The organism is Winogradskyella sp. A2, assembly GCF_046762865.1.
In the GTDB taxonomy this organism is placed as follows: domain Bacteria; phylum Bacteroidota; class Bacteroidia; order Flavobacteriales; family Flavobacteriaceae; genus Winogradskyella.
Map to the genome: position 1 here is coordinate 155,210 of NZ_JBKQXM010000006.1, position 12,690 is coordinate 167,899.

10 protein-coding genes are annotated in these 12,690 nt (G+C 33.3%); 9 read left to right on the forward strand and 1 reads right to left on the reverse strand.

Annotated elements, in window-relative coordinates; translation table 11 throughout:
• A complete protein-coding gene (locus tag ACFWV9_RS12715) occupies window positions 1-1,155 on the reverse strand; it encodes a redoxin domain-containing protein (protein ID WP_411895606.1) in 1,155 nt (384 codons plus the stop codon).
• A 174-nt stretch (window positions 1,156-1,329) separates the two neighbouring features.
• On the opposite strand from ACFWV9_RS12715, the gene mnmE reads away from it, so the two are divergent.
• The 9 genes from mnmE (at window position 1,330) to ACFWV9_RS12760 (ending at window position 11,550) form a co-directional block, all read left to right on the forward strand.
• The gene (gene mnmE, locus ACFWV9_RS12720; protein ID WP_411895607.1) at window positions 1,330-2,718 is read left to right on the forward strand and encodes a tRNA uridine-5-carboxymethylaminomethyl(34) synthesis GTPase MnmE; all 1,389 of its coding nucleotides are present in this window, start codon (window positions 1,330-1,332) and stop codon (window positions 2,716-2,718) included.
• Between the two features lie 154 nt (window positions 2,719-2,872).
• A complete protein-coding gene (locus ACFWV9_RS12725) occupies window positions 2,873-3,562 on the forward strand; it encodes a serine protease (protein WP_411895608.1) in 690 nt (229 codons plus the stop codon).
• A gap of 330 nt (window positions 3,563-3,892) precedes the next feature.
• Complete coding sequence (locus ACFWV9_RS12730; RefSeq protein WP_411895609.1) at window positions 3,893-4,492, forward strand: ankyrin repeat domain-containing protein; 600 nt, start codon at window positions 3,893-3,895, stop codon at window positions 4,490-4,492.
• Between the two features lie 26 nt (window positions 4,493-4,518).
• Window positions 4,519-5,619 (forward strand): acyltransferase family protein, encoded by a 1,101-nt coding sequence (locus ACFWV9_RS12735; RefSeq protein ID WP_411895610.1) that lies wholly within the window; start codon window positions 4,519-4,521, stop codon window positions 5,617-5,619.
• A 24-nt stretch (window positions 5,620-5,643) separates the two neighbouring features.
• Window positions 5,644-6,498 (forward strand): helix-turn-helix domain-containing protein, encoded by an 855-nt coding sequence (locus ACFWV9_RS12740; RefSeq protein ID WP_411895611.1) that lies wholly within the window; start codon window positions 5,644-5,646, stop codon window positions 6,496-6,498.
• 90 nt (window positions 6,499-6,588) lie between these two features.
• Entirely contained in the window at window positions 6,589-6,990 is a 402-nt protein-coding gene (locus tag ACFWV9_RS12745; protein ID WP_411895612.1) for a DUF5367 family protein, read from the forward strand.
• A gap of 4 nt (window positions 6,991-6,994) precedes the next feature.
• Window positions 6,995-7,489: a DUF1772 domain-containing protein gene (locus tag ACFWV9_RS12750; RefSeq protein ID WP_411895613.1), complete on the forward strand. Its 495-nt coding sequence runs from the start codon at window positions 6,995-6,997 to the stop codon at window positions 7,487-7,489.
• Between the two features lie 16 nt (window positions 7,490-7,505).
• Window positions 7,506-8,342: an NAD(P)H-binding protein gene (locus ACFWV9_RS12755; protein ID WP_411895614.1), complete on the forward strand. Its 837-nt coding sequence runs from the start codon at window positions 7,506-7,508 to the stop codon at window positions 8,340-8,342.
• Window positions 8,343-8,562: 220 nt separating this feature from the next.
• Entirely contained in the window at window positions 8,563-11,550 is a 2,988-nt protein-coding gene (locus ACFWV9_RS12760) for a sigma 54-interacting transcriptional regulator (RefSeq protein WP_411895615.1), read from the forward strand.
• The last annotated feature ends 1,140 nt before the right edge of the window (window positions 11,551-12,690 follow it).

Consider the following 12,690-nt stretch of genomic DNA (forward strand, 5'->3'; position numbering starts at 1 on the left):
TTATTGCTTAAGCAACTGTTGCACTTTAGATTCTAACTGTCTACCTCTAAGATTTTTTGCGACAATCTTTCCGTCTTTGTCCAAAATATATGTTGCAGGAATAGCATTAACGTCATAGAGGCGCGCAACTGGATCATTAAAGTATTTTAAATGTGATACTTGTGTCCATGTAAGCTTATCTTTTTCAATAGCATCTAACCAAGCTTGTTTAGGATTTTGCTGACGAGATGTACCATCTAGTGAAACACCAATAATTTCAAGACCATCATCGTGATATTCATTATAAATCCTAACCACATTAGGGTTTTCCCTTCTACATGGACCACACCATGCCGCCCAAAAATCAATGATAGTAACTTTACCTTTAAGTTCTTCTAACGAAACGATGGTACCGTCTGGTTTTGGCGCTTCAAAATTCGGTGCAACTTTACCAACTTGCAGGTGTGCTGTTTTTTGGTATTCTACATTTATACTGTCTAATTTCCGCTTTACTTTTATACCCATTGGAGTCTCCTTTAAATTTGGAGTTAAATTATCATAGGCTTCCAAAAAGTCTTCAATGTCAAATTTTGGCTTGTTTGCTTCAAGTCCAACTAAATTTAAACTGAAATAACTATTATTATTTTCCTTAATATATTTTGCGGGAAACTTTAAAAAACGTTGGCCATGATCTTCAAGTATTACTTTCATGGAGTCTAGTTTTACAGTGTCCTTATCTTTTCTATACTTCATGAAGGCATTAACCATAGTTCTATTTTCCTCTTGTAACTTTTTAATACCACTTTGATACGCCACCAAGTCATTATGGGTTTTGGATCCAGTAGCCTTAGAATCAAGCATCAATTGCTTATTAATTTCAATTTCAATTTTGCTATTTTCCAACATAAAGAGAAATTCTCCTTGCACACCTTGTATCTCTAAAAACCTCACCTTTGGTTCGTCAACACTACCTTTTAAGGTAAATTTACCATCCATAACAATGGCTGTGTCTGTATAGACTTCTCTTCCAAGATTGCTCACATCTTTTAAATACACTCTAGAACCATTGTAGACATCTGTTGCAATACCATTTATTACAAAATCTGTTCTAGGCTCTTGTTTACAACTTATTAGTGCTAATGACAGTAAAAATAAAGTAAGAATTCTTTTCATCATTTTTCTTTTAATTAACGAACAGCTAGTAGATAAATATGCTGTTACTAACCATGCAAATATATAAACTAACACTAAAATTTATTGATATAGGTTGTGAATTAAATCATAAAATACCACATTGGGTTATGGAAGAATCTTTTTATTTGCAATACTTTTGCAATAAATTGAATTCTTATGCATAACGATACGATTGTAGCTTTGGCAACACCATCTGGAAATGGTGCAATCGCTGTTGTCAGATTATCTGGTAACGATGCTATTAGTATTGTAAATGCACATTTTAAATCTGTAACCAATAACAAATCGCTCGAAAAGCAAAGAACTCATACCATTCATCTTGGACATATAGTTGACGACAACCGCACCATAGATGAAGTATTGGTCTCAATTTTTAAGAATCCTAATTCTTACACTGGTGAGGATGTTGTTGAGGTATCATGTCATGGCTCAGCGTATATTCAGCAAGAAATTATACAGTTATTCTTAAGAAATGGTTGTCGTATGGCTACTGCAGGCGAATTTACATTGCGTGCATTTTTGAATGGGAAATTAGACTTAAGTCAAGCTGAGGCCGTAGCAGATTTAATTTCAAGTGATAATGAAGCCTCTCACAAAATTGCTATGCAACAGATGCGTGGTGGTTTTTCATCAGAAATCGCGAAACTAAGAGAGGAATTATTGAATTTTGCTTCATTGATTGAATTAGAACTAGATTTCGCTGAGGAAGATGTTGAATTTGCAGATAGATCTCAGTTTAAAGATTTAGTAGAGCGAATAACCTTTGTTTTAAAACGCTTAATAGATTCCTTTGCAGTTGGCAATGTGATAAAAAACGGTATTCCGGTAGCGATTGTAGGAGAACCAAATGTTGGTAAGTCAACCTTATTGAATGCCCTATTAAATGAAGACAGAGCCATTGTTTCTGAAATAGCAGGGACGACCAGAGATACTATTGAAGATGAAATTTCAATAGGAGGCATCGGTTTCAGATTTATTGATACTGCAGGTATAAGAGATACTCAAGATGTTGTTGAAAGTATCGGAATAAAGAAAACCTTCGAAAAGATTGACCAATCACAGGTTGTGATTTACCTTTTTGATGCACAGAATAATATTGATCAATTAGAATCGGTAAGAATAGAAATTGAGAAAATACGAAATAAACATCCTCAGAAACCACTATTGGTTATTGCAAATAAAATTGATAAACTTGATGACATCCAACTGGCAGAAATCAATAATACTATAGCAGATGTATTGTTAATATCAGCCAAAACAGGGTTTGGTATAGAGCAATTAACCAATTCACTTCTCAATTTAATAAACACTGGATCTTTGAGGAATGATGAAACCATAGTCACCAATTCTCGTCATTATGATGCCTTATTAAAAGCCTTTGAGGAAATTCAAAAAGTACAACTTGGCCTAGAAACAGGTTTATCTGGAGATTTATTAGCCATAGATATTCGCCAAGCATTATTCCATTTTGGTGAGATTACAGGAGAGATTACTAACGATGATCTCCTTGGTAATATTTTTGCTAATTTCTGTATCGGGAAGTAATTCCTATTGACTGTTAATTTTTAATGCTATTGATTCAAAATTAAATATGGTTAATCAATTATCCATTAGAAATAGCTTTCTCTTAACTATAACTAAAGATAAGTCGAACGAGTATGCTTAGCTGAAGATGTATTAAAATTAAAATAAATAATAAATGAAAAAATTATCATTGCTACTATTGTTAATAACACCTACTGTATACTTTGCACAAATTGATTCAGTACTTGTAAGTGATGTAAAATTTAAAAACTCAAAATTTAATAATCCTCATGCAGGTAGTGGGTTTTTGTTAGAGTATGATGGTAAAACTTTTGGAATCACGGCTAAACATGTACTTTTTTTTGCAAAAACTGATAGCATGACAACCATCAGTTTTGGAGATGAGTTAGAATCATGGGATTTAAGCTCTAAATCTCAGAAAAGTAAAAAAATTAAAACGGGGAAACTTATAAATGAAAACACTGAAGAATTAATAGAAATGCCACCCAAAGGCGATTGGTTAATTTTTGAAATTGAAGGACATATTCCAGAGGATATTGTAGTTTATTCTTTAAGAGAAAAGCCTTTGGATAAAGGAGATGAAGTTCGTTTTTTAGGTTACCCATACAAGGCAGAAAAACCTGTAAGTGTTAAAGGTAGTTTTTTAGGACATACAGATGATAACAATTTAAGACTCGAAGTTCCAAACGGAGTATATGGAGGTTGTAGTGGAGGTCCTGTACTAGATGAAAGCGGAAAACTAGTTGGAATTGTTTCGATGGGTTACTTCAACCAAAAAGAACAGAAATTCATTTTTGAACCCGCTTCATTAGAATATTTCAAAGCTGTAATGCAAGAACACTGAATAATTTTAAATCTTAAAACGAAAAGAGATTCAGAATGAAATTGAAAGCTATAAATTAGAAACTGGCTTGTCTGGTGATTTATTAGCTATTGATATAGGGCAGGCATTATACCATTTTGGTGAGATTAGAGGAGTGACTACTAAGATGATTTATTAGGAAATATCTTCGACAATTTCTGTATCGGGAATTAACATTTCTTGAAAAACCAAACTCTTTTTTTTTTAAATTCAATTCATCCATCAGAATTTACAGTTCGGTATTTCTTTTTTCGCGTCATGGTTTCTTAGGAAGATATTTGCGGTATCAATTTCAATTAATAATAACAAATCATGACAAAAATTAAAATTAATTCTTTAAGAACAATCGTAAACTTTTCGTTAGCAATTCTTTTATTAAGTACTTCCTGTAAGAACTCAACACAGAATTCCGAAGTAACTGCTGCCAACGAAGTAACTAGTGTATCAAGTGCTAAAGTGCCAGACATTGATATACAGCTTGCAATATTATCTAATAACATTGAAGAGGTTAAACAACATATTGATGCCGGTACAGATCTCAATAAAAAGGATGCCATGAGTGGTTCTACACCATTGATCACGGCCTCTAGTTTTGGAAAAAAGGAAATAACAAAGTTACTCGTAGATGCTGGTGCAGATTTGAGCCTAAAGAACAATGATGGGGCTACAGCACTTCACACCGCTGCTTTTTTCTGTAGAGTAGATATATTGAATACACTATTGGAAGCAGGAGCGGATAAAACATTGCGTAATAATTTTGGTGCTACTCCAAGGGAAACAGTAATGGGTCCGTTTGAGCAAATAAAACCAATTTACGAAATGCTTCAACAACAATTACAGCCTATGGGTATGGAATTTGATTTAGGTCACATCCAAAATACGAGACCGATTATAGCAGAAATGTTAAAGTAATTAACCTAATCTAACATTACATTACAATGTCAACAGAAAGAAGATACGATATAGATTGGTTACGAGTCATTGCTATTGGTTTGTTGCTTATTTATCATATAGCTATAGTATTTCAGCCTTGGGCAATGTTCATTGCCTTTATTAGAAGTAATGAATTCTTAGAAGGATTATGGAAGCCTATGACCATGCTCAATGTATGGCGCATACCAATTTTATTCTATGTTTCTGGTATGGGATTGTATTTTGCTATGCGTAAGAGAAATTGGATGCAGTTAGTTTTAGAGCGCTCTAAGAGAATACTTTTACCATTTCTTTTTGGAATAGTAGCCATAACACCCTTACATATGTTTCTGTTTCAGGAATATTATAATATGCCTCTAAGCTATTATTCTCATTTTGGACATTTATGGTTCTTAGGAAACATTTTTGTTTATGTATTACTATGCTTACCGCTTTTTATCTATATCAAGAAAAATGAAAATAGTTTGTTTAAAAGAAGATTATCTAAGTTGATGAACAATCCTTTTGGACCGATGACAATACTTGTATTTTTTATTGCTGAAGTTTTATTGGTTAAACCACAACTCTTTGCTATGTATGCAGAGACTTGGCATGGGTTTTTTATTGGACTTATCGCATTCTTCTTCGGATTTCTTTTTATGTATGTAGGTAAATCTTTTTGGCAAACTGTTTTGAAATGGAGATGGCTATACGTTGGATTAGCTACAGTTTTATTTGGTATTCGTTACCTTGTTTTCAATACGGAGGCACCAGGATATTTAACAGCTATAGAATCTAACTTATGGATTTTTGGAGTCTTTGGTTTATGTTTTAAATACCTTAACAAGCCAAGTAAAACACTCGGTTATTTAAGTAAGGCTGCTTATCCAGTTTACATCATTCATATGTTTGTACTTTATGCTGCGGCAATGCTTATCTTGCCATTGAATTTACCTGCGTTTATATCGTTTTTAGCAATCAAACTATTTACTTTTATTGTTTGTTTCTTTATTTATGAATTTATAATTAGAAGAGTTGAGTTTTTAGGCCCTTTCTTTGGTCTTAAATGGAGTTTTAATTATTTGAATAGGTCGAAACTTCAGGTTTCCAGAGACGCCAAAGGTTAAAGAGATATTTTTTAAATTTGTGATATGACGAGAGATACCATAAATATTAATGATTTTATCATTTTGGTTGAAGAGGCAAAATCAGATGAAACAACTATAGACTCTTGTTTCTTTGATGAGCCTATTATTGCTGTGGCATTTTATGGATCAGGAAATGTAGATTTATCCGTAAAGTATGGAAATAAGCAGAAAGAGTTTAACTATACAAAAGGGTTAGCACTTTCATTTTATGCCGACGATAATGTAGAATTCATACATACGGTTTCGGCATCAAAACCATTAGAGTGTTTGGTAATTGCCACATCAATAAATGCCATTGAAGCATTACCAAATGATGAGGGTGAACTATTCAGTGAAATGCTTAATCAGCTGGTAAACCCTTCCGATCATTATGTTGAAGGGCCTTCGTTTTTTATGACACCAGATATGCAGTCTATTGTTGATTCCTTATTCAATATTAAGTATAAAGGCAAGACTAAAATGATGTTTTTTAGAAGCCAGATAACCGCTTTACTCTCACATTTTTTCGGTCAACTAGCAACTTTGAAAACGGAAAAAATTAAATCATTAGAACGCGAAAAGCTAGATTTAGCAAAAAAAATACTTCTAGATAATATCGATGACCCACCTTCCTTAACTGAACTTTCAAAACAAATAGGTTTAAACACTTTTAAGCTTAAAAGAGATTTTAAAGCACTCTTTGGAGTACCAGTTTTTAAGTATCTTCAAAATGAGCGCTTGACACTTGCGAATAAAATGATAAGGAATGAAGAAGCAACAGTCCAAGAAGCGGCATGGCACGTGGGTTACGATAGTCTGAGTTCCTTTTCTAATGCCTTCGAAAAAAAATTTGGTTATCGTCCAAGCCAGATTAAGTAACAACTTCTCGAACAAATCATTATCCTTTTAGGACAAACCTCTCATTTGTCTTCCTCATAATTTTGTCTTGTAATTAAAACTTATAAAGACATGAAAACACAACGCGCCATTTTATTAGGTATAGTCATTTGGACAATCGCTATACTATTTTATTCAATTTCCTATGCCATTCCAATTTTAGATAATCAAGACACACAGGCCAATATCGTTTTGTTTGTTGTAGTAATGCCACTAGTTTGGTTAGGATGTTATTTCTACTACAAAAAGGATAACAAAACCCACGGACTTAAAGTTGGTCAAGTATTATTACTAACCGCAGTTGCATTAGATGCGCTCATAACAGTACCGCTTTTTGTGATGCCTAATGGTGGAAATCACTATAGCTTTTTTACCTCTTTAGGTTTCTGGATTATAGCCTTTGAATTTCTACTGGTTGCAAGTTTATACTGGTATGCATGTGTATATGCAAAACGTTCAATTCTGAAAAAATAGCATTATGGATTTTACACTTCAACATATTGTAACCATTGTACTTGTCTTATTGCTCGGCTTATCGGCTGGATTATGTTTTACTTGGAATAATGCAGTAACTCCAGGAATAGGTCAATTAGATGATATCGGTTTTTTAAGTGCCTTTCAACAGATGAATAGAAGTATTATTAATCCGCTTTTTATACTTGTATTTTTTGGTCCATTTTTTTTAGGCCTTATCAATTTGTACTTGTATAAAAATGCATCCAACACTGTAATATGGCTTTTAATTTTTGCCATTGCCATCTACTTTTTTGGAGTGTTATTAGTTACCATTTTCGGAAACGTACCACTTAATGAGATTTTAGATAAAACGGATTTGGGCAAAGCAAGTATAGAAGACTTGAAACAACTGCGAGAGCGGTTTGAAGATAAATGGAATCGTTTGCACCTTATTAGAACTATAAGTTCTGCAATTGCATTCCTTCTGCTTATACTAACCTTATTAATAAAAAAATAAATTAAAATTAAATATTATGAAAGACAACATTTTAGTCATTGGAGGAACTGGAAAAACAGGCCGCAAAGTCGCAAGTAAATTAGTAAACTTAGGACACAACGTAAGAATTGGTTCTAGATCTGCATCACCAGCATTTGACTGGGATCATTCAGAAACATGGAGAGAATCACTGCAAGGTATGAATAAAGTATACATTACATTTCAACCAGATTTGGCTGTGCCAGGTGCATTAGAAGCGATAGAAGAACTTACCAGACAGGCAAAAAGATCTGGTGTAAAAAAAATGGTTTTACTTTCTGGTAAAGGTGAGAGAGAAGCAGAGCTTTGTGAACAGGTTGTAATGCATTCAGGATTAGATTTTACAATCGTTCGTGCGAGTTGGTTTAATCAAAATTTCAGTGAGAGCTTTTTCTTAGAGCCCATACTTGAAGGATTTGTTGCTTTACCACAAGCAGAGGTCAAAGTCCCTTATGTTGATACAGAAGATATTGCTGATGTAGCTGTTGCTGCATTATTAAATGACAAACATAATGGTAAAACCTATCAACTCACAGGACCTAGAGCACTCACTTTTAAAGAGGTTATTGCAGAAATATCTGAAGTTTCTGGGAGAGATATCGCCTTTACGCCAATTGCTTTACCAGCTTATGTTAACGTAATGAAACAACAAGGTGTACCAGCTGATTTTGTCTGGTTAATTGAATATCTGTTTACTGAAGTTTTAGGTAACCCTAATAATGCTGAAATTACTAATGATATTGAGCATGTATTAGGGAGACAACCAAAAGATTTTTCAGATTATGTTAAGGAAACAACCACAACTGGAGTTTGGAACCCTAAAGCTTTAGTTTAAAGTAAATTTCATCAATCAAAAACGAACATTATGATACATCTGGTACAATTAGCCCTAATATTATTCAATTATTAAAGTAAATAGGTATTTCAATGTAAAACATATACACTAATCTTCTTTATAATTTTATTAAGATGTACTTTTTTTTTACTAATAAAATTACTATCTTATGATGTATTCTCTCCTTAAGAATATATGATTTAGTTCGGATAATTAAAGCTTGCTGACGCATAACTTTAATTGGGATATGACTGATAGGGAACGACTAATAAATGAACTCACTAGATTAAATCTATTGTTTGAAGATTCAAGTGAGGCTGCAAAGGTAGGTGGTTGGGAGATTGACCTAGAAAACGACACCATTGCATTTACAAACGAAACATTCGATATATACGAGCTGCCTCGTGGTGAATTACCTTCTATGGATGAAGGTATTGGATATTATCATCCAGAACACCAGCAACTAATTAGGGATGCAGTAACTAATGCCATAGAAAATAACCAACATTACGATTTAGATGTAAAACTTATCACTGCAAAGAACAATGAAATTTGGGTTAATACTAAAGGCAGAACAACTTTAAAAAAAGGGAAAGTCATAAGGCTTTATGGATCTATTCAGGATATAACCGATAAAAAAAATGCTGAAATAGAACTAAAGAAGGCCCAAGAAATTGCCAAGCTAGGTAGCTGGTACTTGAATACTACAACTGGTGAGGTGTCGTGGTCAGAAGAACTATACAAAATGTATGGTTTTGACCCTAATGAGCCAATACCACCATACGAGGAACATGCAAAATTCATGACACATGAAAGCTGGAAACTCTTAAATTCTAGCATCGCAAACACAGCCAAAACTGGTGAACCATATACTCTAGAGCTAAAAACTATTAAAAATGAAGGTGATTGGCAATGGATGTATGCCGAGGGAGAAGCCATATTTAATAGTAAAAAAGAAATTATTGGATTACGGGGAATTGCTCAAGACATTACAAGCAGAAAACTTGCAGAAGAGAAAATCAAAGAAAGTGAGAGAAGTATAAGTTCCTTACTCAATTCTTTTGAGGATATTGTTTGCGTAATTGATGATAACGGCAATATATTAAAGGTAAACGATGCCTGGGTTGAATTTGGCCAAAGGAATGATAATGATATTTCGGCTATAGGGCACACTAAATTTAATTATTTTGATGCTTGTGATCCAGATGCCATGGATGAGCATGCCATTGCCGTTTTTGAAGGATTAAAAGAGATAATTAAAGGAAATAAAAAGCAGTTTAGTTATGAATATCCATGCCATGGGCTAGATAAAAAGCAATGGTTTTTAATGCGTGCGACCTTGATGAAGACTAGAAAGAAACAAGTAGCTATTTCTCATATAGACGTTACGGAGCGTAAGGAAGCCCAATTAGCACTTGTAGAAAGTGAGAAACGATTCCAACATATTTCTAATAATCTTGTAGGTGCCATCCTTCAATATGTGCTTAGACCTGATGGTTCTGATGCTATACCATATATGAGCTCTAGTTGTTACGAATTATGGGAAGTTGATGCTAACACTGTTATTGAAGATGTTAATATCTTATGGGATATGGTGCATCCTGATTATGTTCCACTTTTTTACGAATCGATACAGAAGTCTGCAGAGCTACTTGAACCATGGTTTTTTGAATGGCAAATAATTACACCTTCTGGCAAGCATAAATGGCTTGAAGGAACAGGAAGACCAGAAAAAATGGACAATGGAGATATGTTATGGGATGTAATTATTATGGATGTTACCCAGAGAAAAATAGCAGAAATGAATTTTCAAGAAAGTGAAGAACGATTCAAGGCATTTATGGAAAATATACCTGCTTTTATATTTATTAAAGATAAGCAGTTAAGACATGTATATGGAAACAAGCGAATGTTAGATTTATTTGGTAAATCAACCGATGAATACAAGGGTACAACGGCTCACGATTTTTTAGACAGTCATGTGGCAAGTGAATTAGATAAAGCCGATATGGAAGTACTAAAAGCCAAAAAGAAGGTTGAAATTGAAATTCCTATCAATAGAGATGGCATAGACATGTGGATACGCGATATCAAATTTCCAATTGAATTACCTAGTGGAGAAATTTATATTGGAGGCCTCGTTTTTGATATTACAAATAAAAAACAGGATGAATTAGCTCTCAAAGATGCTCTTAATCAGGTAACAGAGTTGAAAAATAAATATGAAAAGGAAAACATTTACCTGAAAGAAGAAATTGGTCTTGCTTTTAACTATAAAGACATGATTTATGCTAGTGATGAAATTTCTGAAGTATTGAATCAAGTGGATATGGTAGCGGGAACCGACGCAACTGTACTTTTACAAGGTGAAACAGGTACTGGAAAGGAGATTGTTGCTAGGGCCATTCACAGCAATAGTCTTAAGAGTGAAAATCCGTTCATAAAAATAAATTGTGCCGCCATTCCGAGAGAATTAATTGAAAGTGAACTCTTTGGGCATAAAAAAGGATCATTCACGGGTGCAATTTGTGATAGGGTAGGTAAATTTGAGTTAGCTAATGGTGGTACCCTATTTTTAGATGAGATTGGTGAACTGCCCATAGAAATGCAACCCAAACTATTAAGGGTATTACAAGAAGGTGAAATTGAACCGATAGGAGGTTCTAAAATCGTGAAGGTGGATGTTAGAATAGTAGCTGCTACCAATAGGAATCTATTGGAAGAAATAGAAAATGGAAATTTTAGAGAAGATTTATATTTTAGGTTAAATGTTTTTCCAATTAATATACCACCTCTAAGAGAACGCAAGAAAGATATTCCTGTTTTGATTAATCATTTTGTTACTAAATTTTCTGATCAATACCGAAAAGAACTTAAGCATATTTTAAAAGATGACCTTCAAGCCATGATGAATTATGATTGGCCTGGAAACGTTAGAGAACTTGAGAATTTTATTGAACGTTCAGTAATCGTTTCTCAAGGAGATTATATATCATTTAATTTGGGAACAAAAAACGATGATTCAGAAAAGAGAGCTATAAAATCTATAGGTAAAACCTTGGATGATGTACAACGTGAGCATATCACACAAACATTAATTGCAACAAAGTGGAAAATTGCTGGAGCTGATGGTGCAGCTGCAATTCTAGATATTAAACCTAGCACACTTAGAGACCGAATGAAAAAGCTTAATATTCAAAAACCATAAGTAACGGTAATCCGTGTATAGAACTTCCTGCAACAAAATACTCACGGTATACCGTGAGTGTTATTTTGGGAGTAAAAATTTTCATATTTTATAAAATTCTGTAAATCAAGTACTTATATTAATATATCTTCTATTGATTCAATTTTGGCACGGCATTAGCAATATAATAATTGAATTATTAAGATAAAGTTATATTGAGAGGAACTGTAGGCTATATTAAGAGGTTTACTGGGACTAAACTAAAGGCAACTCTAAGATGGTTAAGGCACCTTGGAGATATCTTCTCCTTTTAATTAATAATTCACTGATCAAGCTTCCATAAACGTAGTTTGTTAAAAGACACTTAATATGGTTGTATAAAATAAAATAGAGAAGAACTAACCCACCAATAAGGCGAATTATTGGGTAATAGGCGAATTATTGGTTAATAAACAAGTGGGAACTCCTAGGTGACCTAACCATTTAGGAGGGTTCCTCTCTTTTTATTTAAAAATTAAGAATTATCATTCCGTTAATAAGACTTATTAACAGTTAAATAAAGTGGATTATACAGTTAAAATAGAGAAGAACTGTCCCACAGATTCAGCGGTTTATTTGGAATGTTTCAAATGGGAACTCCAAGTAGTCCTATACAACCTGGATGGTTCTTCTCTATTTAATTAAAAAATCACAAGTCATTTTTAATTAATAACAAGCATAACATAATTTTAAATGCATCATTATTCGGTCAACTAATCCCTAGTAAGCCCTATGTAATGCCTTTGCTAAGGCGAGCTAAGATCCCCAGCTCGTCTTAGTTTTTGCTTTATAAAGTTAATTTAAGCAAAGAACCGAAAAGTAACCAAAGTTACAAATCTATACATAAGGTTCAGACCGAATTAGAAATACAATTATCTAATTAGTTACTACTATAAAAATAGGTATTAATAATTGGTTAATCAATGGGTTAGCAATATATGTTATCAACATAATATAAGAAGAGTCCATTACGAGAATCGACATATTCAATTTTATTATAGTTTGACTGATTTGTAGGCTAATTGTATCAATTTGGTACCCTTAAGCCTAAAGGTATTATAAACATTGATAGATTACTTTCTGTATCGGGAAGTAACTTTTTTTGTAAACTCAAACTCTTTT

What these genes read in the sequence shown, in the direction of transcription:
- ACFWV9_RS12745 (WP_411895612.1), top strand. Translation starts at nt 6,589, where the DNA reads ATGAAAACACAACGCGCCATTTTATTAGGTATAGTCATTTGGACAATC.
- ACFWV9_RS12750 (WP_411895613.1), top strand. Translation starts at nt 6,995, where the DNA reads ATGGATTTTACACTTCAACATATTGTAACCATTGTACTTGTCTTATTG.
- ACFWV9_RS12735 (WP_411895610.1), top strand. Translation starts at nt 4,519, where the DNA reads ATGTCAACAGAAAGAAGATACGATATAGATTGGTTACGAGTCATTGCT.
- ACFWV9_RS12725 (WP_411895608.1), top strand. Translation starts at nt 2,873, where the DNA reads ATGAAAAAATTATCATTGCTACTATTGTTAATAACACCTACTGTATAC.
- mnmE (WP_411895607.1), top strand. Translation starts at nt 1,330, where the DNA reads ATGCATAACGATACGATTGTAGCTTTGGCAACACCATCTGGAAATGGT.
- ACFWV9_RS12730 (WP_411895609.1), top strand. Translation starts at nt 3,893, where the DNA reads ATGACAAAAATTAAAATTAATTCTTTAAGAACAATCGTAAACTTTTCG.
- ACFWV9_RS12755 (WP_411895614.1), top strand. Translation starts at nt 7,506, where the DNA reads ATGAAAGACAACATTTTAGTCATTGGAGGAACTGGAAAAACAGGCCGC.
- ACFWV9_RS12740 (WP_411895611.1), top strand. Translation starts at nt 5,644, where the DNA reads ATGACGAGAGATACCATAAATATTAATGATTTTATCATTTTGGTTGAA.
- ACFWV9_RS12715 (WP_411895606.1), bottom strand. Translation starts at nt 1,155, where the DNA reads ATGATGAAAAGAATTCTTACTTTATTTTTACTGTCATTAGCACTAATA.